Annotated in this window: 25 protein-coding genes and 2 tRNA genes; 24 read left to right on the top strand and 3 right to left on the bottom strand. The window is 42.3% G+C overall.

The features are described from left to right. Positions 1 to 119: 119 nt before the first annotated feature. The 21 genes from rph to ACXAD6_RS12445 all read left to right on the top strand — a co-directional run bounded on the left by rph (position 120) and on the right by ACXAD6_RS12445 (position 22850). Positions 120 to 881, top strand: a complete 762-nt coding sequence (rph, locus tag ACXAD6_RS12545) for a ribonuclease PH (protein ID WP_027955215.1) — start codon at positions 120 to 122, stop codon at positions 879 to 881. Beyond that, on the top strand, positions 878 to 1471 hold the full coding sequence (locus tag ACXAD6_RS12540; RefSeq protein WP_474969140.1) for an XTP/dITP diphosphatase: 594 nt from the start codon (positions 878 to 880) through the stop codon (positions 1469 to 1471). Before rph ends, ACXAD6_RS12540 begins: the two co-directional genes overlap by 4 nt. A 15-nt stretch (positions 1472 to 1486) precedes the next feature. Beyond that, entirely contained in the window at positions 1487 to 2011 is a 525-nt protein-coding gene (locus ACXAD6_RS12535) for a metallophosphoesterase (protein WP_474969139.1), read from the top strand. Positions 2012 to 2277: 266 nt separating this feature from the next. Continuing rightward, positions 2278 to 2351: transfer RNA gene (locus ACXAD6_RS12530), tRNA-Gly, on the top strand. A 13-nt stretch (positions 2352 to 2364) separates the two neighbouring features. Continuing rightward, positions 2365 to 2438 (top strand) — tRNA-Arg (locus ACXAD6_RS12525). A gap of 235 nt (positions 2439 to 2673) precedes the next feature. After that, positions 2674 to 4740, top strand: coding sequence for a bifunctional aldolase/short-chain dehydrogenase (locus ACXAD6_RS12520; protein ID WP_474969138.1), 2067 nt, complete (start codon positions 2674 to 2676; stop codon positions 4738 to 4740). Between the two features lie 36 nt (positions 4741 to 4776). Beyond that, the gene (gene rhaI / locus ACXAD6_RS12515; protein WP_474969137.1) at positions 4777 to 5997 is read left to right on the top strand and encodes an L-rhamnose isomerase; all 1221 of its coding nucleotides are present in this window, start codon (positions 4777 to 4779) and stop codon (positions 5995 to 5997) included. Then, complete coding sequence (locus tag ACXAD6_RS12510; RefSeq protein WP_474969136.1) at positions 5994 to 7469, top strand: rhamnulokinase; 1476 nt, start codon at positions 5994 to 5996, stop codon at positions 7467 to 7469. The genes rhaI and ACXAD6_RS12510 overlap by 4 nt, the downstream gene beginning before the upstream one ends. A 17-nt stretch (positions 7470 to 7486) precedes the next feature. Next, complete coding sequence (locus tag ACXAD6_RS12505; RefSeq protein ID WP_474969135.1) at positions 7487 to 8257, top strand: DeoR/GlpR family DNA-binding transcription regulator; 771 nt, start codon at positions 7487 to 7489, stop codon at positions 8255 to 8257. A gap of 206 nt (positions 8258 to 8463) precedes the next feature. After that, on the top strand, positions 8464 to 9315 hold the full coding sequence (locus ACXAD6_RS12500; protein WP_474969134.1) for a DeoR/GlpR family DNA-binding transcription regulator: 852 nt from the start codon (positions 8464 to 8466) through the stop codon (positions 9313 to 9315). A 218-nt stretch (positions 9316 to 9533) separates the two neighbouring features. Further along, on the top strand, positions 9534 to 10223 hold the full coding sequence (gene rpe, locus ACXAD6_RS12495) for a ribulose-phosphate 3-epimerase (protein WP_474969133.1): 690 nt from the start codon (positions 9534 to 9536) through the stop codon (positions 10221 to 10223). A gap of 21 nt (positions 10224 to 10244) precedes the next feature. Further along, positions 10245 to 11195 (top strand): ribokinase, encoded by a 951-nt coding sequence (gene rbsK, locus ACXAD6_RS12490; RefSeq protein WP_027955224.1) that lies wholly within the window; start codon positions 10245 to 10247, stop codon positions 11193 to 11195. A 14-nt stretch (positions 11196 to 11209) separates the two neighbouring features. Then, complete coding sequence (locus ACXAD6_RS12485; RefSeq protein WP_474969132.1) at positions 11210 to 12763, top strand: sugar ABC transporter ATP-binding protein; 1554 nt, start codon at positions 11210 to 11212, stop codon at positions 12761 to 12763. A 3-nt stretch (positions 12764 to 12766) separates the two neighbouring features. After that, complete coding sequence (locus tag ACXAD6_RS12480; protein ID WP_027955225.1) at positions 12767 to 13750, top strand: ABC transporter permease; 984 nt, start codon at positions 12767 to 12769, stop codon at positions 13748 to 13750. A 16-nt stretch (positions 13751 to 13766) separates the two neighbouring features. Then, positions 13767 to 14729 (top strand): ABC transporter permease, encoded by a 963-nt coding sequence (locus ACXAD6_RS12475; RefSeq protein WP_027955226.1) that lies wholly within the window; start codon positions 13767 to 13769, stop codon positions 14727 to 14729. A 67-nt stretch (positions 14730 to 14796) separates the two neighbouring features. Next, complete coding sequence (locus ACXAD6_RS12470; RefSeq protein ID WP_027955227.1) at positions 14797 to 15846, top strand: autoinducer 2 ABC transporter substrate-binding protein; 1050 nt, start codon at positions 14797 to 14799, stop codon at positions 15844 to 15846. 107 nt (positions 15847 to 15953) lie between these two features. After that, entirely contained in the window at positions 15954 to 16898 is a 945-nt protein-coding gene (locus ACXAD6_RS12465; protein ID WP_474969131.1) for a sugar phosphate isomerase/epimerase family protein, read from the top strand. 33 nt (positions 16899 to 16931) lie between these two features. Next, positions 16932 to 17621, top strand: coding sequence for an L-ribulose-5-phosphate 4-epimerase (locus tag ACXAD6_RS12460; protein ID WP_474969130.1), 690 nt, complete (start codon positions 16932 to 16934; stop codon positions 17619 to 17621). A gap of 17 nt (positions 17622 to 17638) precedes the next feature. Next, positions 17639 to 19354 carry a ribulokinase gene (locus ACXAD6_RS12455; protein WP_474969129.1) on the top strand — a complete coding sequence of 572 codons (1716 nt, stop codon included), beginning with the start codon at positions 17639 to 17641 and terminating at the stop codon, positions 19352 to 19354. A 377-nt stretch (positions 19355 to 19731) separates the two neighbouring features. After that, positions 19732 to 21216: an acyl-CoA carboxylase subunit beta gene (locus tag ACXAD6_RS12450; protein ID WP_474969128.1), complete on the top strand. Its 1485-nt coding sequence runs from the start codon at positions 19732 to 19734 to the stop codon at positions 21214 to 21216. Positions 21217 to 21227: 11 nt separating this feature from the next. Then, positions 21228 to 22850, top strand: a complete 1623-nt coding sequence (locus ACXAD6_RS12445) for a class I adenylate-forming enzyme family protein (protein ID WP_474969127.1) — start codon at positions 21228 to 21230, stop codon at positions 22848 to 22850. Positions 22851 to 23000: 150 nt separating this feature from the next. Here ACXAD6_RS12445 and ACXAD6_RS12440 read toward each other — a convergent pair whose 3' ends face one another. Next, positions 23001 to 23891: a YitT family protein gene (locus ACXAD6_RS12440; protein ID WP_027955232.1), complete on the bottom strand. Its 891-nt coding sequence runs from the start codon at positions 23889 to 23891 to the stop codon at positions 23001 to 23003. 12 nt (positions 23892 to 23903) lie between these two features. Next, a complete protein-coding gene (locus ACXAD6_RS12435; RefSeq protein WP_474969126.1) occupies positions 23904 to 24296 on the bottom strand; it encodes a thiol-disulfide oxidoreductase DCC family protein in 393 nt (130 codons plus the stop codon). Between the two features lie 123 nt (positions 24297 to 24419). Here ACXAD6_RS12435 and ACXAD6_RS12430 point away from each other — a divergent pair, with 123 nt between their 5' ends. Both ACXAD6_RS12430 and ACXAD6_RS12425 read left to right on the top strand, forming a co-directional pair. Further along, positions 24420 to 24593 (top strand): hypothetical protein, encoded by a 174-nt coding sequence (locus ACXAD6_RS12430; protein WP_281658300.1) that lies wholly within the window; start codon positions 24420 to 24422, stop codon positions 24591 to 24593. A 93-nt stretch (positions 24594 to 24686) separates the two neighbouring features. Beyond that, positions 24687 to 24845, top strand: coding sequence for a hypothetical protein (locus ACXAD6_RS12425; protein ID WP_474969125.1), 159 nt, complete (start codon positions 24687 to 24689; stop codon positions 24843 to 24845). Positions 24846 to 24890: 45 nt separating this feature from the next. Here ACXAD6_RS12425 and sda read toward each other — a convergent pair whose 3' ends face one another. Beyond that, positions 24891 to 25040, bottom strand: coding sequence for a sporulation histidine kinase inhibitor Sda (sda, locus tag ACXAD6_RS12420; RefSeq protein WP_277988129.1), 150 nt, complete (start codon positions 25038 to 25040; stop codon positions 24891 to 24893). A gap of 343 nt (positions 25041 to 25383) precedes the next feature. Here sda and ACXAD6_RS12415 point away from each other — a divergent pair, with 343 nt between their 5' ends. Then, entirely contained in the window at positions 25384 to 26364 is a 981-nt protein-coding gene (locus ACXAD6_RS12415) for a tetratricopeptide repeat protein (RefSeq protein ID WP_474969124.1), read from the top strand. The last annotated feature ends 32 nt before the right edge of the window (positions 26365 to 26396 follow it).

Here is a 26396-nt window from a genome sequence, read left to right as displayed (position 1 = left end):
CGCTTCAGAAGTGAATCACTTTTGAAGCGCTTTTTACGTTCATGAATAACTACCCGCACGTATGTAATTTGTGTTAAGATGGGCAAGGATAATGATGAAGAAAAAGGAGGTCATCATTGATGCGAAATGATCAACGCGAAGTCAATGAATTAAGAACCGTTACAATAGAAACCGATTATGTGAAACACCCGGAGGGATCTGTACTCATCAGCTTTGGAGATACAAAAGTGATCTGTAATGCCAGCATTGAGGACCGAGTGCCTCCTTTTTTACGTGGTCAGGGCAAAGGCTGGATTACAGCTGAATACGCCATGCTTCCAAGAGCCACGGAATCACGCAACATCCGTGAATCTTCCAAAGGGAAAGTATCCGGCCGGACGATGGAAATCCAACGCCTGATCGGCCGCTCTCTACGCGCGGTCGTCGATCTTGATAAAATCGGAGAACGTACCATCTGGGTCGACTGTGACGTCATCCAGGCCGATGGTGGCACGCGGACCGCTTCCATTACAGGTGCCTTTGTAGCTGTCGTGCTTGCTCTAGGAAAGCTTGTGAACAAAAAATCCATCAAAGAGCTGCCGATCACCGATTACTTGACGGCGATTTCCGTCGGGGTACTGCCGGACGGCAAAGAAGTTCTCGACCTCTGCTACGAAGAAGACAGCCGTGCTGAAGTAGACATGAACGTCATCATGACCGGCAAAGGCGAATTCGTAGAGCTTCAGGGAACAGGAGAAGAAGCAACCTTCTCGATGCAGCAGCTTCAGAAAATGCTTTCTCTTGCAGACGAAGGTGTCCAGGAGCTGATCAAGCTTCAGGAAGAAGCGATCGGAGAGTGGGCAGACGTGATTCGGGCGAAAGCCGGAGCCGCCAAAGCATGAAGGAGCTCTTAATCGCCACAAAGAACGAAGGGAAGATCAAAGAGTTCCGCGAGATGTTTTCCAAATACGGCATCTCCGTCGTTTCCCTTCTCGATCATGACCCTTCCATCGATATTGAAGAAACCGGTACAACGTTTGAGGAGAATGCCGTCATTAAAGCAGAAGCGATGATGAACGCTTTGAACATTCCTGTTGTAGCCGATGACTCCGGTTTAGAGGTCGATGCCCTGAACGGAGAGCCGGGGGTTTATTCCGCCCGCTATGCAGGAATAGAAAAAGATGACGAAAAAAATACAGCTAAACTGCTGAACGAGCTGAACGGAGTGTCCGAAGAAGAACGGACCGCCCGTTTCGTCTGTGCCGTAGCCGTCGCACGACCGGGAGAAGCGACGTTTACGAAGCGTGGAACGTGTGAAGGCCGAATTGCCGGGGAGCCGCAGGGAGAGCAGGGGTTCGGATATGATCCTGTGTTCATCCCAGAAGGCTCCAGCCGGACGATGGCTGAGCACACGTCCGACGAAAAGAACGCCATCAGCCACCGTCATCATGCCATCGTGCAGATCGAAGACTGGCTGAAAACTCAATCCTGAAAGTGGGGATGAAGGATGCCGAAAGTACTCATCATCAGTGACACACACGGACTAACCGACGAAGTAATGGAAATGAAAGAACGTCACAGTGACGTGGCTGCTATGATCCACTGTGGCGACTCCGAGCTCTCCTACGGATCGAAGGAGCTGGAAGGCTTTCATTATGCCAAAGGAAACTGTGACTTCGAACCCGAAATGGAAAACGATCAGGTTTTCACTGTCGGAGACATCACATTCCTCGTCACGCACGGGCATTTGTTTCAAGTGAAATCCACCCTGATGCCCTTATCCTACAGAGCGGAAGAAGCTGGAGCCCAGATCGCCTGCTTCGGACATTCACATATTGCAGGAGCGGAAAAGGTGAAGGACGCCCTCTTCATCAATCCGGGAAGCGCAAGACTTCCACGTGACCGCGAAGAACCGACCTACGCCATTCTGGAGTGGGAGGATCTCGATCACGTCCGCCTGCAGTATTACCATGTGAACGGGCAGAAAATTGACGGTCTCTACATGGAAACAGCAGTAGCAGCAAAGAATTAAAATTCTTTGCTGCAATCTGTTGACATATAAGCGAATCCCTAATATAATAATTCTTGTCCGCTTCAAAAGGACGTTAAAAAATATCTTTTGAAACACACATACATAGCTTTACATGCGAGTGTAGTTTAGTAGTAAAACCTCTGCCACGAGCTGAACTTCTGCCGAATCCACTGCGAGTTGCCCCGACGGACTTTACTTCCTTAAGAAGCTTTCAGAGGAAGGGGCATGCTGCGAAAGATAAACGCGGCTGAAACACATTTACATATGCGGGTGTAGTTTAGTGGTAAAACCTCAGCCTTCCAAGCTGATGATGAGGGTTCGATTCCCTTCACCCGCTCCATACATATTTATTTGTCCCAGTAGCTCAGCTGGATAGAGCAACAGCCTTCTAAGCTGTGGGTCGGGAGTTCGAATCTCTCCTGGGACGCTAAACAAAAAAGACCAATCCTTTGTAGTATAAAGGATTGGTCTTTTTTTGTATTAAGGTATTATTAGATTTTTTAGTATAGAGAACTTCTTCTACAAGCTTTGCTATATTTATTGTATATCCTATCTATGTTGGTTTCATATTTGATATGTTCAAAAACAAACAATAACAAAATTATTCAAAAGAAAACAAAAGTATGTTAAGGTAAAACAAACAAATAAATGGAGGTTTTACTTTGGTTGGAAATTTGTGGGACACTCATAATGTGAATTTTGAAAGCGGTTTATCAAGTTTGGTTTATCGTTCTAACCTTCTAGGAACAGATCGATCGATTGCAAATTGGGGAGGCGGCAATACCTCAACTAAGACTTTTGAAAAGAATTTCCGTGGCGAAGATGTAGAGGTCATGTGGGTCAAGGGTAGTGGTTCTGACTTAGCTACGATGGACTCTACTAATTTTACTGCATTAAAAATGGATGACATACGTCGGCTTTTAGCGGAAGACCATATGACGGACGAGGAAATGGTCCAGTATTTAAGTCATTGTATGATTGATTCAAGTCACCCGCGTTCTTCTATTGAAACTCTCCTGCATGCTTTCTTACCATTCAAACATGTAGATCACACTCATCCTGATGCCATCATCAGTATTGCTTGTGCAGATAATGGGAAGGATATAGCCGAAAAAATCTACGGAGACAGGTTTGTTTGGGTACCCTATATCCGTCCTGGGTTCGATCTCTCTAAGTTGATTGCAGAGAGCGTCAAGAACAATCCGAAAGCGGAATTAGTCATTATGGAGAAGCACGGATTGGTAACTTGGGGGGAAACTTCTGAAGAAAGTTACAATCAAACCATTTCTGTCATACAAGAAGCTGAAAAATATATACAAGAACAGTCCGAGAATCAAGAAATTTTCGGGGGGGCCCAACACACATCCCTTACAGAAAAAGAACGTAGGAATACATTAGCTGAAGTACTTCCTGTGATTCGTGGACTCGTCAGTACTGAAAACAAAATGATTGTTACCAATAATGATTCTGAAGAGGTTTTGAAATTTGTTAACAGTAAAAACGCTCACGACCTTTCACAAGTTGGAGCTGCCTGTCCTGATCACTTAGTACACACGAAAAGGGCTCCATTATTTGTGAGTTGGAATCCTCAAAAAGAGGATACCCACGAATTGATTGAGAGCATCAAGAACGGTGTCGAGTTTTTTAGAGAAGAATATAAGTCCTATTTTGAAAAAAACCAATCAGGAAATGAGACGATGTTTGAACCTGTACCTAGAGTCATACTTATTCCTGGTATTGGAATGATCAATACTGGAAAAGACATTAAAGCTGCAAAAGTAAGTGAATCCTTATACCATCGGGCTATTTCAGTCATGAAAGGGGCGACGATTCTAGGAAACTTTGTATCCCTGAAAGAAGAAGAGGCTTTTGCTGTAGAATATTGGCCGCTAGAGTTATATAAACTGAGTTTGGCACCTGCAGAAGCCGATTTTTCACGTCATATCAGTTTTGTTACTGGTGGAGCAGGTGGTATAGGTAGTTCTACTTGTTATCGTCTAGCATATGAAGGATCGCATATCGTTGTGGCAGATATTAATTGGGAAGGTGCTCAAGAACTTGCTGATAATTTAAACAATCAGTTTGGTAGTGAACGGGCTATTGCTGTGAAAATGGATGTGACGAAGGAAGAAGAAGTGGAAGAGGCTATCATGAAAGCCACACTTACTTATGGTGGCCTGGATATTCTCGTCAATAATGCTGGTCTTGCCAGCTCTAGTCCATTTGAAGAGACTACATTAGACAAATGGAATTTAAATATCAATGTGCTTGTGACAGGATATTTCCTTGTAGCTAGAGAAGCGTTCAAGTTGATGAAGAATCAATCTTTAGGTGGAAACATGGTCTTTGTCGGTTCAAAGAACTCCATCTATGCAGGGAAAAATGCAGCTGCTTATAGTACGGCAAAAGCTGCGGAAGTCCATCTAGCAAGGACAATTGCGGCGGATGGAGGCCAATATGGGATCAGGGTTAATTCTGTACTTCCGGATGCAGTCATACGAGGATCAAAAATTTGGGATTCTGAATGGAAAGAAGAAAGAGCTTCCTCTTATGGTATCCAGGCTGATGAGTTAGAAGAGCACTATCGTAAGAGAACAATTTTGAATGAGAATGTACTTCCGGAAGACATCGCTGAATCTATCGCCTTCCTAGCATCTTCGAAATCAGCTAAGACCACTGGATGTATGATTACAGTCGATGGTGGAGTACCGGCAGCGTTTTCTAGATAACCTTATTATATGGGATATAAAGGAGGAGTGTATTGTATGACTGATCAATTATATCAGATTTTTGAGCAACAGCAGGGAGATCGAGGTATTCAACTGGAAGTCGTCAAAGAAAAACTCAAAGCTCTCAATATAGAGACACCCTCATGGGGATATGGTGATTCCGGCACTAGGTTTAAAGTATTCCGACAAAAAGGAATACCTAGAGACCCTTTTGAAAAAATTGAGGATGCAGCTCAGGTTCATAAACATACAGGGATCAGCCCTGGTGTTGCCATCCACATTCCCTGGGATAAGGTAGATGATTATAACCAACTCCAAGTCCATGCGCATGAACACCAAGTTAAAATTGGGGCTGTAAACCCGAATTTATTCCAAGATGACGACTATAAATTCGGTAGTGTAACAAACTCTAATCCTTCGATTAGACGAAAAGCCACAGACCATTTACTTGAGTGTGTGGAAATAGCTAGACAAGTGGGGTCAAAAGATTTAAGTCTATGGTTCGCTGATGGTACTAATTACCCCGGACAAGCAGATCTGCGAAAGAGAAAGCAGTGGATGTACGAATGCTTAAAAGAGATGTATGAGGATTTGGATGAAGATATGAGGATGTTGATCGAGTACAAGTTCTTTGAGCCTGCTTTCTATCATACAGACTTGGCAGATTGGGGCATGTCATTTAATATGGCTCAAAAATTAGGTGGAAAAGCAGATGTCTTAGTGGATACTGGCCACCATGCTCAAGGGACGAATATAGAACATATAGTCGCTTACCTCTTGGATGAAGAAAGGTTAGGAGGTTTCCATTTTAATAGTCGAAAATATGCGGATGATGATTTGATTGCCGGGTCACAAAATCCTTATGAACTATTTTTAACATTTTTCCAGATTATCTCTGCTCAATTTGATGAAAACCCTTCAATCAGATCAAAAGCAGACAAAATTTCTTATATGCTGGATCAATGTCATAACATCGAACCTAAGATACCAGCTATGATAAGGTCCATTACAAATGTGCAAACTCTATATGCTAAATCCTTGTTGATCAACCTTGATGAAGTGGCTGAAGCGCAAGAAAAACAGGATGTATTAGCCGCAGAAAATGCGGTTCGAAAAGCGTTTGAGTTTGATGTATCGCCTCTATTACAAACAGTAAGAGAAGAATTGGGAGTACCTGTGGATCCTATGAGTGCTTATCTTACAAGCGGTTATCAAGAAAAAATCCTCTCAAGAGGTAAAGGCGGGTCTAGTTGGTGAATGTTCTCGCTTTTGATTTAGGAGCTAGCAGTGGCAGGGCTGTAATAGGTCACCTAGAACAGGGTGAATTACAGATTAAAGAAATCCATAGGTTCTCTAATGATCCAGTGCAAGTGGGGCCGCACTTGCACTGGGATATCCTTCGCTTGTTTCTTGAAATTAAGCAAGGGATTTTAAAGGCTGTACAGCTAGGATATAATGATATTGAAAGCTTAGCTATTGATACGTGGGCGGTGGATTTTGGGTTATTGGATAAGAATGGAGAGTTATTAGCTAACCCTTATCACTATCGTAATGATCATACTAATGGTTTAGTAGAAGAGGTAAATCACCTCCTTTCATCCGAGGAGATTTTCTCTAAAACAGGCATTCAATTTATGCCTATTAATACCATTTATCATTTATATGCAATGAAAAAAGCTGATAATGTAGCTCTACATCAAGCGGAAGATTTTATGATGATTCCTGATTTATTACGGTATTTTTTAACTGGAGTAAAATTCAACGAGGTGACGAACGCGACTTCCACTCAACTGTTTAATACGGATTCAATGGACTGGGATGATTCCTTGATAAAAACATTAGGATTACCAGAACATATCTTTAAAGCACCTGTTAAGCCAGGAACGGTTGTAGGGAAAGTTACACAAAGGATTTGTAAAGAATTGAAACTTGAAGAAGCGATTCCGGTTGTGACCGTGGGAGAACATGATACAGCTTCTGCTGTTGTAGCTGTCCCTCATCTCGGTGAAGAAAGCTTTGCCTATTTAAGTTGTGGAACCTGGTCGTTATTAGGAACAGAAGTATTACAACCTATCAAAACCAAACAAGCATTGGAATGGAATATGACAAATGAGGGTGGTGTTGACGATACATTCCGTTTGTTGAAGAATATCATGGGCTTGTGGTTACAGCAGGAGTGCATGCGCGTATGGGAAAAGGAAGGTGAGAGTGTAACCTATCAACAACTAAATGAAGCTATAGAAAAATCCCCTCCTTTTAAAGCATTGATCGATCCTGATGATCAAAGGTTTATAAAACCAGAGCAAATGCCCGAAGCGATCCAGCAATATTGTGTTGAAACAAATCAAGAAGTTCCTCAAACAATAGGGGAGATCTTACGTTGTGTTTTAGAGAGTTTAGCACTAAAATATCGCTTTGTTTTAGAGAGACTAGAAAAACTTACAAATGAAAAGTTCACATGTTTATATATGGTTGGTGGTGGAATTCAAAATCGATTATTATGTCAATTTACAGCAAACGCTATTCAAAAGCCCATTTACGCCGGCCCAATAGAAGCGACATCGATTGGAAACCTGCTAACTCAATATAAAGGGCTCGGATATATAAAAAACTTACAGGAAAGCAGAAATATCGTGAAGAATTCCTTCCCTATCACCCCGTACTCTCCCGCAGATAATGAGGAATGGAATCATGCTTACAGAGTGTTTAAAGAGTTGATAGACACTTAGAAGGAGAGAAAGAAGAGATGATGGTTGCTGAGCGAAGGCAGCAGATAGTAGATATAGTGAATGAAAAAAACAGTGTTCGCGTAACAGAATTAAGCCAGATCTTTTCTGTTACGGAAGAAACAATTCGAAGAGATTTAGAAAAACTGGAAAGCGACGGCAGAATTGCTAGGAGTCATGGTGGGGCTGTTAAAGCACCTAAGCATAAAGCCCTCAATGAAATTCCATATTTTGAAAGGGAAATCATTAACGTCAAAGAAAAGAAGGAAATAGCTGAGGAAGCTGTTAAACAGGTAGATCCTGGAGATAAAATCTTATTAGATGCTAGTAGCACGGCCTGGTATATGGCCAAAAGCCTTAGTGATATACCAATAACCGTGTTGACTAACTCGATAAAAGTCGCCATTGAATTAAGCAATAAAAAACAAATCACTGTCATTTCCACTGGTGGACAGTTGCTACAGAAATCTCTTTCGTATGTAGGGCCCCTCGCGGAGTCCTCGCTGAATTCCTATCATGTTGAAAAAGCTTTTATTTCTTGCAAAGGTTTTGATTTAGAACACGGAATGAGTGAATCCAATGAATTGCAATCCATTATCAAAAATAAAATGATGGATATTGCTGACCTTGTTTATATGATGGTTGACCATAACAAATTTGGGCTTCGCGCATTTTCACAAATCAATAACAAAGAAAAGATCGATTGTGTCATTACGGATCGAGAAACGAATGAGAGCATGACTGAAGCTCTTCGCAAGAATGGTATTAGAGTTATTAAAGTTGAAATGTAATCTGTACCACCCTGCAGCTGAATTCAGAATGAAGCTGCGGGGTGGTTTTTTGTTTCCAAAGCCATGCATTGATTAATTACCCTTAAATTAGTTACTATAGATATGTAGATATTTTAAAGTAAAATTCATTTTTTATTACTCACAATAAAACACAATTAATTCAACATTAAAACAAAATTAATTGTGGTTTTAATGTTGAATTTTCGTTGTTTTGGTGTAGTGTAGAAAATAATAAAAATAAAGGCGTGAGGGTATTTATGGTGGGTAAAACTAATGGAAACAATGAATCATTATTTCATTTAAACGATCGTCAAAGGAACATATCCGATTTAGTAGATAAAAATGGTTCGGTTCGAGTAGCGGATTTAAGCAAACAGTTTAATGTGAGTGAAGAGACCATCCGGCGTGATTTTGAAAGACTTGAAAAACAAGGATTATTAAGAAAAATTCATGGTGGTGCGATTCGAGTAGAAACGAGCACAGAAATTCCAGTACCAAAAAGACAATCCAAACATATGGAAGAAAAAGAAATGATCGCACGTACAGCGGCTACCTATGTGGAAGATGGGGACATTATAGCGATTGATGCTAGTACAACAAGTTTATTGATGACGAGGCATATCAAAGGAAAAAACCTAACAGTAATAACAAACTCCATTGGAGTAACCTTAGAATTAGCAAGTGAGCAGAGTATCCGTGTCATTTTAATTGGTGGATACTTATCTGAAGGGTCCATGTCTTTAGTCGGGAACTTTGCTGAAAGAGTAGTTCAGGATTACCATGTAGATAAATTCTTCTTTTCTTGTTTAGGCGTAGATTTCAAAAGAGGAATAAGTGAAATTCATGAAGATCAAGCGTCGGTCAAAAAACAACTATTATCTATATCCGAAAAATTAATTTTACTTGTAGATCATAGCAAGTTCGGCCAGAAATCATTGATTCGCTTATGTGATTTAACAGCTGTTGATTATTTGATTACAGATAATAGGGTCTCTATCAACACGATTAAAGAGTTGAATGTTCAGGGAATCCGGGCGATTATCGGAGAGCAGTCATAGTATTGACTGCTTTTTTTTTGGCTTTTCAAGGGGGGGATTGTAAAACTCAATAAACAAACTCGATAATGTTATTTAAACCAAATCAGAATTGAGAAAAACAACAATTTTATGTTGTAAACCACAAAATGTAATGCTATAATCAAAATCAACAATATTCTTATAATTCTAAAATTTACATTGGATAAGAAAACATTAATTATTAGTAGGGAGAGAGGGATATGACATCAATTGGACCATCTTTAATGTGTGCGAATATGGGAGAACTCCGAGACACGATTGTTCGTCTTGATCAAGCTGAAGCTGATTTTTTTCATTTTGACATAATGGATGGAAAGTTTGTCCCCAATTTTACTATGGGGCCAGACATGATTAGAGAGTTACGACATTACACAGACAAGATTTTCGATGCACATTTGATGATTGAAGAACCAGAAAGGTACATAAAAGTTTTTGCAGAGGCAGGCTGTGACATGATTTCTGTCCATGCTGAATCGACTATTCATCTACAAAGAACACTCAACCAAATTAAAGAACTCGGTGTAAAAGCAGGTGTTGCATTAAATCCGGCCAGCTCTCTTAATCATTTGGATTATGTATGGGACATTGTGGATTATGTGGTTTTAATGACAGTGAACCCTGGCTTTGCTGGTCAAAAGTTCATTCCACTAACTTTAGAAAAGATCAAGAAGTTGAAAAAATTGATTCAAGAGAATAGAAATTCCATAGAAATTCAAGTAGATGGAAACATCAGTTACGAAATCATCCCTCAAGTATTGAATAAAGGGGCTGATATGTTGGTGTGCGGAACATCATGTTTATTCAGAAAAGATGAATCTTTGGAGTACTCTATGGCTAATTTACACAGTTTTTTGGAAGGGCTTCCAAAAGGGAACGTCGCAAATTCTTAATATGAAAAGAGATGATTGACTATGACAATTACAGTGGTTGGCAGCATAAACATTGACATCGTGGCATTGACAGATGATTATCCCTTGAGAGGAGAAACGATTTTTGGTAAGAAGATCAATTACTTCTCAGGAGGGAAAGGTGCCAATCAAGCGACTGCTGTAGCCAAATTAGGTGAAGAGGTCCAATTAATTGGTGCAGTAGGAAAGGATTATTACGGAGATCAATTAATCCAAACATTAAGAGATTCTAAAGTAGACACCACGCATATTAAACAATCAGAAGATCTAGCGACAGGTACAGCGATCATAACCATTGATAGAACAGCTGAGAACACCATGCTGGTACTGAGGAGTGCCAATGACGACTTGCTTACGGAAGATGTTGAAAACGCCTTCAATAATTCGAGACAGAGTGATGTTTTGCTCGTTCAAATGGAGGTACCTCAAGATACAGTTATCAGAGCTATGCAATTAGCCAAGGAAAAAGGAATGTACGTGATCTTGGATCCAGCTCCAGCGGAAGGGATTACTGTCAAAGCGTTAGAGTATGCCGATATCATCACCCCGAATAAACAAGAAACGAAACATATGCTTGGCATCGATGTGATTGATATTGATTCAGCTATTAAAGCTGCCAAGGCTTTTGAAAGTATGGGAGTAAAGAACTCAATTATTAAAATGGCGGATAAAGGGTCGATTGTGTATCGAAGCGGTGAATGGACTCATATCAATTCTATTCAAGTACAAGCTCTAGATACAGTTGGAGCAGGAGATGCATTTGCAGGAGCGTTAGCTTGCCGTCTATCGAATGGAGATGATTTAGTTACAGCTGCTGAATTTGCAACGATCGTAGGGGCTCTCAAGGTAACTAAATTAGGGGCGCAAGCTGGAATTCCAACTCTAGAGGAAGTTCAAGTCTTCTGTAAGGAAAGAGGATTGACACATCAACTATCTGAAGGAACCACTCTTTAAGGAGGTTACCCATAGTGAGTGACTATATTTTACAAATGAAGAACATAAGTAAGACGTTTCCCGGGGTTAAAGCTCTTGATAATGTTCAACTGGAAGTGAAAAAAGGAGAAGTACATGCCCTGATTGGAGAAAACGGAGCAGGTAAATCTACATTAATCAAAATACTGGCAGGGATTCATCAGCCTGATCCTGGTGCAGAGTTTTATTTTGAAGGTAAAGACGCTGAGATCAAAAAACCTATTGATGCCACTTTGAAAGGTGTTTCTATCATTTACCAAGATTTAAGCTTATTTCCGAATCTCTCCGTTGCAGAGAACATCTACATCGGACGAGATAGTGGTAAGAAGGCCTGGAAAAAAGTGAATTGGAAGCATATCAAACGTATATCTGAAAAAGCATTGAAAGAATTAGAGGTCGATGTTGATATTAATACAAAAGTAGAGCAACTAAGCATTGCCCAGCAACAATTGATAGAAATAGCGAGAGCTATGGCATTCGAGTCCAAGCTTATCGTCATGGATGAACCCACTTCTTCTCTTTCATCAAGTGAAGTTGAAAAACTTTACCGCGTTGTAGATAAGTTAAGTGCACAAGGAATATCAATTATTTTCATAAGTCATAAATTGAAAGAGTTGTTCAGGTTATCAGATCGATTCACGGTGCTGAGGGACGGTAAATATGTCGGGTCGTATGATGTGGATACTATAGATGAAGCTAAGCTTGTTAATTTGATGGTTGGCCGCGAAGTGACCTATGAAAAAAATCAATCTCAAGTAAAGACTGGTGAAGTCATTTTTGAGGTCAGAGATTTTTCTAAAAGTGGAAACTTTAAGGATATTTCCTTTCAGCTTAGAGAGGGTGAGGTTCTTGGCATTACTGGTTTAGTCGGTGCAGGACGGACAGAGTTGGCACAATCGATTTTCGGGATCAACAAAAAGGATCAGGGCAGCCTTGAAATACATGGCGAACCAGTGGATATCCGTTCTTCTGAGGATGCGGTCAAAAAGGGAGTCGCCTATGTACCGGAAGCCAGGCAGACACAAGGATTAGTACTTGATCAATCAATCATCAACAATATATCTCTACCAGTGATTGATAAACTCAATAACAAATTCAAGTTCATTGATAGAAAGATAGAAGTAGAAATGGCGCAACAATATATAAAGTCCCTTGATGTTCGTCCATCTTTGCCAGAATTGCCAGCCTCTAAACTCTCAGGCGGGAACCAGCAAAAAGTCGTCATCGGCAAGTGGTTATCGGCTCAACCGAAAATTCTGATCATTGATGAACCGACGAACGGCATTGATATTGGAGCAAAAACAGAAATTCATAAACTTCTCAGAAGACTTGCTAATGAAGGAATCGGAGTCATCATGATTTCCTCAGAGTTACCTGAAGTATTAGCAGTAAGTGACAGAATTTTAGTCATGCGGAATGGAAAGATTTCAGGAGAGATGGATGTAAATCAAGCAACACAAGAGAAAATCATGAACTACGCTCTTGGAGGGAATGGAAAACAGCACGAATCTGTTGTGATTGAAAAAGAAAAGGTTAGTCAGGAGGTATAGAGTGTGAAATCTTTATTTAAACAAAAGGAATTCAGTATTCTGGCGATCGTATTACTTATCAGTTCCATATTAACCTTTGTCAGCCCTGTTTTCCTAACGGTCGGAAATTTGTTGGACCTCATAGAAGGCAACGTCGTTATAGGGATATTAGCAATAGGAATGACTTTAATTATCATTACCAGCGATATTGATGTATCGGTCGCAGCTGTAACAACAGCAGTGGCCGTAAGTATTAGTTATCTGTTCGGTTTTTTACCTGATAGTTGGATTTCTGTTCTCCTGTTATTTTTATTTGCTCCAGTGATTGGATTAGTGATGGGTCTCTTCAATGGATTACTTGTTTCAAAAATTGAGATTCCAGCGATTGTTGTAACGCTTGGAACCTTAAATATCATAGCGGGCCTTGTACTCTATATCACTAATGGTAACTACGTCAATAGTACCAGCTTCCCTCAATCTTTCTTATCTTTCTCGAATATTGAAATTTTAGGCATACCGATCTTGATTTATCTCCTTGCAATTGTCGCTGTTGGTACTTGGTTCATTCTTAAACATACTCTGATTGGCCGTTCTGTTCTAGCTATCGGTGGTAATACCCAATCTTCTGTTCGTGTAGGCATTAACTATCAAAGAGTGAAGCTTTTCGTTTTTGCTTATATGGGTTTTTTAGCAGGTATTGCAGCTATTGCTCAAACAGCTTATACAAAAGCTGTAGACCCTAACGGCATGATAGGTCTTGAACTAACTGTAATTGCAGCAGTTGTTCTTGGTGGGGCCAATATTCATGGAGGACGTGGAAGTATCCATGGAACATTATTAGGTGTATTGTTACTGGCTATTATGCAAAATGGAATGATTTTAGCACGTATTGATACGTATTGGCAGAATGTAGTTACAGGCGCCATCATCGTCATCGCTGTTTCTTACGACCAAATTAGTTATAAACGTTCTCAGGATAAATTAGCTAACATTGAAGTAGAGGCTTAGGAGGGAGGGGAATAATATGAAGCTTTCTAAAGAAAGTATATTAGGACTGATTGCTCTCGGTACATTTTTATTCATGGCTTTATTGGCACCAGGATTCTTATCTTCGAACAATATTAATAGTATGATGTTCCAAATACCAGAGTTTGGCTTGCTGGCTATTGCTATGATGGTAGTCATTGTTACAGGTGGAATTGACCTTTCCATCACTTATATAGCAGCCTTAGCTGGTGTAGGGGCTGCGTTGATGCTGACGAACGGTTTTGGAATTTTCCCTGCGATCATTATGGCCATTTTATTTGCGCTAGCTTGTGGAGCATTTAATGGATTCATTGTATCCAAAATCGGTGTATCCCCTATTCTAGTTACATTAGGAACAATGGTTTTGTTTGAAGGAGTGATATTGGCCATTACCAAAGGGAGTTCCATTTCTGGTTTTCCAGATGCGTATAGTTTAATTGGGAATGGTTACTACTTAGGCTTAGTTCCTTTCTCTATCGTAATCTTTGCAATCTTTGCTATCATAACTGGTCTCTTACTTAGCAAAACAAGCTGGGGGAGAAGAGTCTACATGTATGGGAGTAATGAAGTTGCAACTCTTTATTCTGGAGTGAAAAACAGTAAAGTACTTATGAAGGTCTATCTGTATGCGGCACTATTAGCAGCCATTTCTGCCATCATCATGACCTCACGTTATAATTCTGTGAAGGTAGATTTAGGGTCTTCATACCTTTTGCAGAGTGTCGCAGCAGCTGTGTTAGGGGGAACAAATATTCATGGGGGTTATGGAAAAGTAATAGGAACAATTTACGCTGTATTTGTTTTCCAATTTATTAGAAATGGTTTGAATTTATTAGGATTTCACTCTTCATTAGTAGACGTAGTAATTGGCAGTATTCTAATCCTCGTTCTGACCATGAATTTCTTTTCTGATAAATTCAAGAAAAAACAAGAACAAAAGAATGCTAGTCAAGCAGCCTGATCCAGGTGATACCCTAGTGGGATTTTCTAGGTATTATAAATGATTACTATATAGGAGGAGTAAAACATTGAAAAAATTAGTCTTCAGTTTGTTGATGTTGATGTTTTTGGTTGGGATTTTGGCCGGTTGTGTTTCGGAAAATACGAGTGGGAGTTCTGAAGAAGGTTCTAATGACAGTGGTGGTGAAGAGAGTTCAGACGATGGTGAAATGAATATTGCAGTAGTACCTAAGCTTGTCGGTATTCCTTATTTTAACGCTTCTGAAACAGGTGCTGTACAAGCTGGTGAAGAGCTAGGAGTGAATGTAGAGTACACAGGTCCAACCCAGGCTGATGCCTCAGCTCAAGTTAAAGTGATTGAAGACTTGGTTTCAAAGAATTCAGACGTTATCGCAGTTGCTCCAAATGACCCTGCTTCTGTAGAGCCTGTGTTGAAGAAAGCTAAAGACCAGGGCATCAAGGTTATGGACTGGGATACACCAGCTGATAAAGAATTAGTCGACCTTTCAGTGAAGCAAGTAGATGATGAAGAATTTGGGAGACATATGGCTGGAAAACTTGTAGAAGCAATGGGAACAGAGGAAGGGAAGATTGCTATCCTTACCGGAGGGCTGTCTGCAGCAAACTTAAATCTTTGGATCGACGCAGCTAAGAAAGAGTTCGATGAAAATTATCCTGATATTGAAATTGTTTCTGAAAAAATTCCCACGGATGAAAAACAGCAAGTGGCATACCAAAAAACACTTGACCTACTTAAATCCTATCCTGATTTGAAAGGTGTTCTAGCTGTATCTACTCCTGCACCTCTTGGAGCAGCTCAAGCTGTACAAGAAAAAGGACTACAAGATGAAGTGTCTGTGGTAGGATCGGCTTTGCCTAATGACTCAGAACCTTTTCTGGAAGATGGTTCTTTAGATACTGCTGTTCTTTGGAATCCTAAAAAGCTCGGTTATTTGACAGCTGCTCTTGGAAAAATGCTAGCAGGAGGGGAAATGCCTGAAGATGGTCAGGAAATTGAAAATGTCGGTGAAATCTCAGTTAAAGATGATGGTAAAACAGTCATTATGGGACCACCTGCAGATTTTACAAAGGAAAACGCAGGAGATTTTGACTTCTAAGGTTTGTTGATATTAAGAAAGGGCCGACCAAACCTGTATATATTTCCTTTGGTCGTGCCTTTTTTTGATGAAGGATCATTTATTTTTCATTAGTTGGAGTGGATAGTATGAACCAGAACTATCAAATCAAGAGTGAAGAGATAAAGAAGAAATTCTTGGCCTTGAAAAAAAAGAGCCCTGAATTATTTGAAAAAAGATTGAATCTCTCTTGGAGTAACTGGGGGTTCGGGTTTGAATCCCTGGAAGATTCTATTGTCCGTTTGAAGAATGCAGGAATTAACTATGTTGAACTGCACGGAAACCATTATGGTGAGGATCTTGGTTATGAAATTGACCGAACATTAACGGTTCTGAATAAGCATCATATGAAAGTTTCAGGTGTTTGTGGAATGTTTTCATCTGAGAATGATTTATCTAGTAATAACCCAAGGAACAGGCAGAATGCCATTGGTTATATAAAAAGGGAAGTAGAATTCACTAATATTGTTGGAGGACATTATTTACTAGTGGTTCCAGGGGCTGTTGGTCGTCCTGAAGCGTACGATGAGATGGAATTTGAAAGAAGTGTTGCAACGCTTGAAAATTTGGGGGATCTTTTCTTGCAAAATCAAATCAAAGCTGCTATCGAGCCGGTCCGAGCTGCGGAAGTAAGCTTTGTTCATACGGTTAAAGATGCACAATATTATATTGAAGCTGTTGGACATGAGGGGATCCAACATATCAATGGGGATATCTATCATATGCAAACCGAAGAGACTCACATAGGAGAAGCAATTATACAAGCAGGCCCCCAATTAACTAACCTGCATTTAGCGGATAGTAATAGAGGTGCACTCGGTGATGGAATGATAGATTTAGATACTATCATTATGTCGTTATACTTAATAGGTTTCAACCAAGAAGGAAAGTTCGTAACTCCTGAACCTTTAGGCCCTGGAGCTGACCCTTATCCTGCAATGAATATGAAACCGAATCATGAAAAGTTAGAATACCTGGTCACTCAGACAGCCTCTTATTTCAGAGGAAGGGAAGCGCATGTTCTAGGGTTATGATGAAAAATTCACAGAAACAGGAAGGTGTTTGTCTTGCTCGATCAATTAAAACAAGAGGTATTAGAAGCAAACCTTTCTTTAGAAAAATATAAGTTAGTCACTTTTACATGGGGAAACGCGAGTGGGATTGACAGAGACTCTGGACTTATCGTCATTAAACCGAGCGGTATCCCATATCCCGAATTATCTTCAGAAGACTTGGCAGTTATTGATTTAGATGGAAATCTGGTAGAGGGAAAGTGGAAACCTTCTTCAGATGCGCCGACTCATCAGGTCCTTTACGATACATTTCCCAATATAGGAGGGGTTGTTCATACTCACTCTTTATGGGGAACGTGCTGGGCACAGTCAGGTAAATCCATTCCTGTTTTAGGTACTACTCATGCTGACTATTTTTATGGAAAGATTCCTTGTACAAGACCTATGGAAAGTGCAGAAATACTGGGCGACTACGAAAAAGAAACGGGTAAGGTGATTACGGAAACTTTCCGGGATTTGGATCCAGACGCAATACCAGGCGTCCTAGTTAATAACCATGCGCCTTTTACATGGGGCAAAGATCCCATGGAAGCCTTGCACCATTCAGTAGTTCTTGAAGAAGTTGCAAAAATGGCGTTGTACACCTATCAATTGGATCATCAAATCAATTCTATAGATGAGAATCTATTAGACAAACATTATTTAAGAAAACATGGATCAAAAGCCTACTATGGCCAATCGTAGTTAAGGGAGGAAGAACATTGAAAAATGGAAAATACACCATTGGTATAGACTTTGGAACAGAGTCAGGAAGGGCTGTAATCGTTTCATTATCAACAGGGGAAGAAATTGCAGAAGATGTTACTTCCTATCCACACGGAGTGATAGATGATACATTACCACAATCTAATATTAAATTAGATTTTGAGTGGGCCCTTCAACATCCAGGAGATTATATGGAAGTTTTAAAATCCTCTGTACCCGCCGTGATTAAAAAAGCGAATGTGGATCCAACTTCTATTATCGGAATAGGTATAGATTTTACCTCCTGTACGATATTACCGATTGATGAAGTTGGTGAGCCGTTGTCTTTTAAAGAAAAATTCACTCATGACCCACATAGTTGGGTGAAGCTTTGGAAACATCATGCAGCTCAAGATGAGGCTAATAAAATCAACAAAATCGCTGCAAGCCGTGGTGAAAAGTTTTTATCTAGATATGGAGGAAAGATATCCTCCGAGTGGATGATTGCGAAAATTTGGGAAATACTTAATGAAGCTCCTGATGTTTATGAAGCCACCGATCAATTCATGGAAGCTACGGACTGGGTAGTATCCAAGTTGACGAATAATCTAATAAAGAATAGTTGTACTGCTGGCTATAAAGCAATCTGGCATAAACAAGAAGGTTATCCAAGCAAAGAATTTTTCAAAGCATTGGATCCACGGATGGAGAATTTGACGGAAACTAAATTACGTGGAGAAGTGGTTCCACTTGGTACAAAGGCAGGAGAACTGACCGAAGAAATGGCCTCCCTCATGGGTCTGTCCCCAGGGATTTCAGTAGCTGTGGGAAATGTTGATGCTCACGCATCTGTTCCCGGAATGGGAGTAGTGACACCTGGTAAAATGGTGATGGCGATGGGGACGTCGACTTGCCATATGATACTTGGAACGGAAGAAGTAGAGATTGAAGGAATGTGCGGCGTTGTCGAAGATGGTATCATCCCAGGTTACTATGGATATGAAGCTGGACAATCAGCGGTTGGTGATATATTCGGCTGGTATGTGAATGAAGCCGTTCCTTCTTATATAAAGGAAAAGGCAGAGCAAGATAAGATGAATACTCATCAGTGGTTAGAAACTCAAGCCAGCAAATACCAACCAGGTGAAACCGGATTGATTGCATTGGATTGGTGGAACGGTAATCGCTCCGTATTAGTGGATGCGGAATTGAGTGGTCTATTAGTAGGGGCTACTTTACAAACCAAGCCAGAGGAAGTTTATCGTACTTTAATTGAAGCTACTGCTTTTGGTACTCGAAAAATAATTGATTCATTTCATGAAAATGGTGTACAGGTAGATGAGCTATATGTGTGTGGTGGCTTGCCGCAAAAAAACAAACTTCTTCTTCAAATCTACGCAGATGTAACGAATCGAACGATTACCATTGCAGACTCTATTCAAACCCCTGCCTTGGGTGCAGCTATGTTTGGTGCTGTAGCGGCTGGGTCGGACGAAGGCGGTTACGATAATATCGTGGAAGCGGCTCAGTATATGGCCAGGTTAAAAGAGGACAAAATAAAACCGATTCCTCATCATGTAGAGATATACGATGAACTTTATCGAGAATATAGTAAATTGCATGATTATTTTGGCAGAGGAGAAAATGATGTCATGAAACGTTTGAAAGAGATTCGCTCAAACACAAACCTTAATCATAAGGTGGGAAGTTCAGCTGAATTCTTATCTCTGTAAGGTTAGTGAAGGTTTTTTAATATATACCAAAAAGCAGTTATACTCTAACTTTGGTTACCAGTTATTTGTAACATCCTTAATACTAATTAAGCTTAATGGGGCAGTATCATATTATTGCCCTATTTTAGATTCAACGATAGATCGATGTGTTTTATATAGTTTTGAAAATGACTGTAATTTAAGGGCAATATAAACTTGTAGTTGTACTTTACTTAATTAAGAGTAAAATAAGGGTCCTATATATACATTAATAGTAATGGTGGATGCGCGCCATAAAGAATTGAATTTTCAGACTAATTAACCTATACTTACAAATATAAACACTATATTTTTTTGACCACTACATACCAACCAGTCAGTATCTAAAGGAGGCTCTTATGAAAACAAACGAAAATCAAACTGATTCCTCTACAGAACAAAAGTCTATTAAGCTTACCGCCCATGAAAGAATTCACCTGCTCGCTGATGACGGATCCTTTCTTGAACTCGGAAAATCTGCCCATTCATCTGTGCCGGGAATGGAAGAACGGACGCCTGCCGATGGGCTGATCGGCGGCTTGATCCGGGTGGACGGACGGGAAGCGGTCGTTCAGGCAATGGATGTGAGTGTGTTGTCGGGAACGGAGGGGGAGGTTCACCTCCGGAAGAGTGAGTATTTTCATCAGTACGCGAAAAAGAGGAAGCTGCCGCTTTTTAATTTGTGTGAAGGTAGTGGGCTGCGGATGCCGGACGGGATGGGTTCAGACGGAATCAGTGACAAGCTTTTTCCGAACTGTCTGCTGGATCACTCCAGAGAAACCCCGATCCTTACCGCCATTCTGGGGGACAGCTTCGGCGGTCCGACGTGGATGGCCGTGACATCGGATTTTGTCACACAGGTGCGCGGAACGGGAATGGCCGTTGCCGGGCCGAGGATGTTGGAGATGGCGAGTGGCGAAGAGATTACAGCCGAAGAACTTGGGGGGCCTGATATGCATGCGGCATATACAGGACAGATTGATCACGTCGCTGACACAGAGGAAGAAGCGATAACGGCTATAAAGCGGTTTTTCAGCTATCTGCCTTCTTCATATGAAGACACGCCTCCTTTTAAAGTATCTGTTCCTTCGCCCTCTTCTTCAGGGGGAAACGCAGCGGCTGTTGTTCCTTCGAACATGAGACATCCGTATGACATGAATAAACTCATTCGTGAGATTGTCGATCCGGAATCCTTTATGGCTTACCGGCCTTTTTACGGAAAAGCACTCCTGACAGGTCTTGCGCGTATGGACGGGAGGGTCACAGGAGTGGTGGCGAATCAGCCGCTTCATATGGCGGGAGCTCCAGGTCCGGAGGAGTGTGATAAGGCGGTGGATTTCATCTGCCTCTGTGATTCGTATCATATTCCATTGATTTTTCTTCACGATACTCCCGGGTTCAGGATCAGCAGTCAGGCAGAAAAGCGGAAAATGCCTTCAAAGATTATGAATTGGAATACTGCGCTTGCTAAATCCACTGTTCCCAAGTACTCCATCGTCATTCGCAAAAGCATTGGAGCGGCGTATGGAAACATGGGTGGTCCAGGCATGGGGGCGGACGTGGTGGCTGCCTGGCCGGAGGCTGAAATTAACTTTACCGGCCCCGACGTCGGTGTGAATGTTGTGTACGGAAGGCAGATCAAACAGGCGGACAATCCTTCTGAAGCCCGTGCGGCTTATTTGGAACAGTGGAGCTTCGACAGCTCACCAGCGAAAGCCGCGGGTAAGTTCTTGGTTCAGGAAATCATCGAGCCGGAACAGACCCGGGATTTTCTGCTTCGGTTTTTACGAACGGCGTCGGATAAAAGTGAAAGACGGCTGGCCGACTGGCCGATGTCCACATAAGGAGGAATCGAATGAAAAGCGAAATGAAACGGCATCAAATAGAGAACATGTACCCTCTTGGAAAACACCCGCTTCTCGTATACGTCCAGCACCACGCAGAGGAGCGCCCGCATGAGGCTGCTTACTTTTATTATGGATCCACACTGACGTGGGCGGAGCTTTTGAATGATATTGAAAAGATGGCTGGATTTTTGTCACAGAAGGGCTTTGAAAAAGGGGACCGGGTCGGGCTTTATATGCAGAACAGCCCGCAGTATATCATTGCCCACTATGCCATCCAGTCGATCGGCGGAATCGTCTGTCCATTGAACCCGATGTACAAAGCGAGCGAGTTAACCTTTTTAATGAAGGAAGTCGGCATGAAAGGACTGTTTACCGGCGGGAAACTGTTAAGTGAGGTGAGAAAAACAGACAGCGATCTTCATGTGGTTCTTGTCGTTTCTTACGAAGATTATATCCCTGGGGAAACCGAATGGGAAGTTCCGGAGGACTTGAGGGTTCCAGATCTAACATTAAATGAAAAGGAAACCCACTGGAGCGATGCTGTAAACGAAGCAGAACCGCAAAAAGCGTCTGAAAATGTCGATTTAAATGATACGGCGCTGCTTGCTTTCACGTCAGGAACGACCGGAAGACCGAAAGCGGCGATGCTTACGTATGAAAATGCTTTGTATAAAACAGCAGCGGCTGTGGAAGCGAATGGGGTGGAAAAGGAAGAGACGTGGCTTGCGGTGATGCCGCTCTGTCATATCGCGGGAATGGTGATGGGTGTGAACATTCCAGCATTTACCGGTTCCCCCTGTGTATTGTTTGCGAGGTTTGATCCTCGGCAGGTGGTCAAAGCACTGACTGATTATGCAGTGACGGTGTGGTACAGCATCGCCCCGATGAATGAGGCTGTGTTATCCGTGGCGGACGGGGAAAAAGCGGATGCTCTGCGACTCAATTTGTGTACGAGCTTCGGTATGCCTGTGACAGAAGATCTGGCAGAACGCTGGCGATCTTTTGCGCCGGACAGTTCGTTGTATGAAGCGGCTTACGGACTGAGCGAGACGCATACCGTGGACACCTATATGCCCGGTGCCGGTGTGAAATTCGGATCTGTCGGCCTTCCGGTTCCTGGGTCATCACTGGCTGTCCGCGATCCATTAACAAAAGAACAGCTGCCCGTCGGTGAGTCCGGGGAAATCGCAGTGAAAAGTCCTGGTGTTTTCAAAGGCTACTGGGGGCGGCCTGAGGCGACAGCGGAAGTGTTGGTGGACGGATGGATGCATACGGGTGATATCGGCTATTTCGACGAAGACGGCTATTTATATTTTCAGGGGCGTCTGAAGGAAATGATCAAATCGTCAGGATTCAGCATTTTCCCTGAAGATGTCGAAGCATTACTGAAGGAACATCCCGCCATCTCCCAGGCGGCTGTCATCGGTGTGCCGGATGAATCAAAAGGGGAGGTCGTCAAAGCGTTCATTGTTCTGAAAGAGGAAGCAGCACTGGAGAAAGAAGCATTGATTCAATGGGCAAAAGCCCATATGGCCCGCTATAAAGTTCCGGGTTTTGTCGAATTCCGCACGTCTCTTCCTCAGACAGGAGCAGGTAAAATCTTAAGGCGCGTGCTGAAAGAAGAATCCTGAGACGGAAAAAGAAGCACAACAAGGTGAGCCTCTCCACTTATAAAGAATACGGGTGATCCCACAGCAGTCATCCCCTGATAAGCAGCACGTGACCATCCATACGAAAGAGACATCCGTAAAAAAAAGAGGCGCAGCTGAATGCGCCTCTTTTTAATGAATTTCTTTTTTCTTAAAGCGTCCGCCCCGCACTTCAGCAATATCCCCGATAGCCATGAAGGCTTGTTCATCGTGCTCCTGGACGAGCGCTTTCAGCTTCGCTTCCTCCAATCGGTTGATGACGCAGAAGATCACTTTTTTCTCGTCATTGGAGAAGGCTCCTTCTCCTTTTAAAAAGGTGACGCCGCGGCCGAGGCGCTGGATGATGGCTTCACTGATGCTCTCGTATTCATCGCTGATGATATGTACAGCCTTCGATTCATCCAGTCCTTTAATCGTAATGTCGATCATTTTATAAGCAACAAAATAGGCAAGCAGGGAATACATTGCCCGGTCCCATCCGAAGACGAAGCCCGCGCTTCCAAGGATGAACAGGTTGATGAACATAATGATTTCCCCGACAGAAAACGGGATTTTGCTGCTGATCAGAATCGCAGAGATTTCTGTCCCGTCGAGACATCCTCCGTAGCGGATGACCATTCCTACACCGATGCCGAGGATAAATCCCCCGAATAATGTCGCAAGCAGAATATCATCGGTAAAGGCAGGCACCGGATGAAGCACAGTTGTGGCCGTTGAAAGGATGGCAATGCCGTACACCGTTGACCAGGCAAATGTTTTTCCAATCAAGTTATATCCAAGAAAGAAAAAGGGGATATTCAATAGGAAGATGAACAGCCCGAGTTTCCATTCCGTCAAATGCGACAGGATAATGGAGATTCCGACGATTCCACCATCGATGACCTGATTGGGAACGAGGAAAATTTCCAGTCCTACCGCCATAATGATGGCACCGAGCGTGATGAAAACCGCGCGTTTCGTAAACTCTTTGGACGTAATTTTCAGATGCTGGACTTGTTGACCGCTGATGGCAGGTCCCTCCATTTAAATGAATTTTTATAAAAAACGTTTCCGGACATCCGGCGTCGGTATCGGGCAGGAGTCGTCTTTTTTTCCGAACCATTTGTAACGATTGGATGCAAACCACCGGTAAAAAGCGTTGCGCAGCGGTGCTGGGATCAGAATCAACAAGTACGCAAGCTGCCAGAATCCTTTCAACTGCCGGCTGATCGTCAAAGCGGCGGTGGATTCCAGGCGGGCTTTTCCGTTCTGGATTAATACAAGGCTGTCGGTGTCATGGGGAATGTTATACTGCAAAAGCAGTTCCCGGCCCTTGTCACTTTGAAGCGATGCAAATTGAAACCGGCTGCGGGGATCTCGTTGAATGATGAACTGGACACTTTTGTCGCAGAAATGGCAGTCCCCGTCGAATAATATGATGGCACTCATAGGTATCACCTCATGTATGATTATACCATTTTATGCAGGGATCCTCTAAGGAATTTCAAGAAAACGTCTGCTTTGGAAAAGCGTCACAGCCCCTCTTTCTCTCATACGCTATGGAGGGAAGGAGTGGTGGATGTGCTGCTTTTCACGTATCTGTTCATCGGCGTGTTTTTCTGCTTTTTTAAAAAAGAACCGGTGCTGAAGGACAAACAGGAGCAGGCGGTATATATGTTTTACCTGCTTGGATGGATTGTCCTGTGGCCGGTGTTTCTTATACGAAGACTCATGCGAGGGATTTAAAGGCAGAACCGCAAAAGATTGCCGGTCATAGTCGGAGGCAGAGGGCAGACAATAAGAGAGGCTTTAAGCCAACCGATTTGAGGAGTGATCAGGATGGAAAAGAATAATGTGCAGTGGCTGCCGGTTATCGCTTCGATCGGTATCGGTGCGGCCACATACAGCATGATGACTGGTCAGGCCGGACAACTGCAGAATGTCATTCCGAGTTTAGCGAAGATGTCCGGGAAACAAGGTACAGCCTCTAATCAGTAAATGAAAAAGGCATGCAGATGACTGCATGCCTTTTTCTACGTCCATTTATATAAGATGTGTGGAATTCTCAGTTGGTAGTTGGATGGATCGTTTATCAATTTCTTGCGTGACTAAGTGAACAAATTCGTCGTCCAGCTGAAGCTTTACAGACTCCAGATAGGTTTCCAGCAAGGTTTGATCATCAAGCAGTGACAAAACGATACAACTCCTTAGCGTATGATTCGTTATTATTTTATTGACATTTACTTATTCTAGCAAAAAAATCTGTTTATTCATGAGTAGAAAGACCTGTTTTGTGGAATTGATGGACGATATATAAATTATTCTCCTATACGATTGATGCAGGTGTGTACGTTTCTGTTTGTTCGTGTCTAAACAACAGGAATAGCGGAAAGTGGCGGTGGGGCACGGGGTTTCCATTGTATTTCTATTGTATTTGCTTTAATATAGCGTAATAAGCTGAGGAACGATGGTTTGAACGGAGCAGCGATAGGAAAGAATAAGGAAACAAGGACGTTTTTTTAGGGAAGGGTGTCTTATGGAGAATAAAAGAGGAAACCTTGTGATGTTTCCTGGATGGAAATCGAGACTGGAGCAGTCGGGACTGGAGGCTCTGAAGGAAAAGCGCTACAAGGAAGCGGCGGAAGCCTTTGAACCACTTGTCGAGTATGATCAGGCCGGCCATGATGTTATCACAGGGCTGTTGATGAGCTGGATTGAGCTCGGTCAGTTCGATCAAGCTGAGGAATTGTGTCAAGAGCAGATGAAGGAAACGATCGACCAGTATTACCATTACTTACATATCTACATTACGATCCTTTTCCAAAGCAGCCGTTACAGCGATATCATCGACCTGCTCGATGAAGTTTTTGAATCCGAGGACATCCCCCACCAGAGCCGTACACAGCTGTGGCAGATGTATGAAGTGAGCAGAAAGCTGCTGGAAGACAGCCGGAAGGAGCAAGGGAAGGAATTATCCCTCGCTTTCAAGGAAGCCTTGGAAACTGATCACATACATAAGCAGTGGCAGACCCTCGATCACTTAAAGAAACAGGACCCCCATGATTATCTGGAGGAGTTTATCGTGTACCTTCAGGAACCAGCCGTACACCCCATGATAAAATCCTCGATTTTGGAATGGTTTAGAGATGGACGTGTGGATAGAGAAGTGGCTTTGACAAAATTCGGCATGGAAATGACCATTGTGCCCGGCCATTTATCGATGCTTCAGCATGATTATATTATGAAGCAGATCCAGATGAGGCTCGGCCAGGTGGAACAGAAAAATCCAACGATGTATGAGATGGTCAACAACTTGTTGTTCCACTACTGCTACGTCCGTTATCCCCTGTTCCCTGATGAAGAGGAAGTGCCGCTGCTCGTCGAAGCGCTGAAGCAGCTCGGCCATGAATACCTGCAGCTTCCCTATAAACCGGATTCCCATTTAGAGGAAGTGGACCGGTATAAATCAGAAATTGAACTGTGTGAGCAGCATTATGTTTTCGTGACCGGTTCCTAGAAAAACCAATGAGAGTCACGCCTTGAAAGCAG

Source organism: Halobacillus sp. ABH2_015 (assembly GCF_056158945.1).
Note: the sequence above shows the minus strand (reverse complement) of the source record. Positions and strands in the feature narration are given on the sequence as shown.

What these genes read in the sequence shown, in the direction of transcription:
- rph (WP_027955215.1), top strand. Translation starts at nt 120, where the DNA reads ATGCGAAATGATCAACGCGAAGTCAATGAATTAAGAACCGTTACAATA.
- ACXAD6_RS12540 (WP_474969140.1), top strand. Translation starts at nt 878, where the DNA reads ATGAAGGAGCTCTTAATCGCCACAAAGAACGAAGGGAAGATCAAAGAG.
- ACXAD6_RS12535 (WP_474969139.1), top strand. Translation starts at nt 1,487, where the DNA reads ATGCCGAAAGTACTCATCATCAGTGACACACACGGACTAACCGACGAA.
- rhaI (WP_474969137.1), top strand. Translation starts at nt 4,777, where the DNA reads ATGACTGATCAATTATATCAGATTTTTGAGCAACAGCAGGGAGATCGA.
- ACXAD6_RS12505 (WP_474969135.1), top strand. Translation starts at nt 7,487, where the DNA reads ATGATGGTTGCTGAGCGAAGGCAGCAGATAGTAGATATAGTGAATGAA.
- rpe (WP_474969133.1), top strand. Translation starts at nt 9,534, where the DNA reads ATGACATCAATTGGACCATCTTTAATGTGTGCGAATATGGGAGAACTC.
- rbsK (WP_027955224.1), top strand. Translation starts at nt 10,245, where the DNA reads ATGACAATTACAGTGGTTGGCAGCATAAACATTGACATCGTGGCATTG.
- ACXAD6_RS12475 (WP_027955226.1), top strand. Translation starts at nt 13,767, where the DNA reads ATGAAGCTTTCTAAAGAAAGTATATTAGGACTGATTGCTCTCGGTACA.
- ACXAD6_RS12465 (WP_474969131.1), top strand. Translation starts at nt 15,954, where the DNA reads ATGAACCAGAACTATCAAATCAAGAGTGAAGAGATAAAGAAGAAATTC.
- ACXAD6_RS12450 (WP_474969128.1), top strand. Translation starts at nt 19,732, where the DNA reads ATGAAAACAAACGAAAATCAAACTGATTCCTCTACAGAACAAAAGTCT.
- ACXAD6_RS12445 (WP_474969127.1), top strand. Translation starts at nt 21,228, where the DNA reads ATGAAAAGCGAAATGAAACGGCATCAAATAGAGAACATGTACCCTCTT.
- ACXAD6_RS12440 (WP_027955232.1), bottom strand. Translation starts at nt 23,891, where the DNA reads ATGGAGGGACCTGCCATCAGCGGTCAACAAGTCCAGCATCTGAAAATT.
- ACXAD6_RS12435 (WP_474969126.1), bottom strand. Translation starts at nt 24,296, where the DNA reads ATGAGTGCCATCATATTATTCGACGGGGACTGCCATTTCTGCGACAAA.
- ACXAD6_RS12425 (WP_474969125.1), top strand. Translation starts at nt 24,687, where the DNA reads ATGGAAAAGAATAATGTGCAGTGGCTGCCGGTTATCGCTTCGATCGGT.
- ACXAD6_RS12415 (WP_474969124.1), top strand. Translation starts at nt 25,384, where the DNA reads ATGGAGAATAAAAGAGGAAACCTTGTGATGTTTCCTGGATGGAAATCG.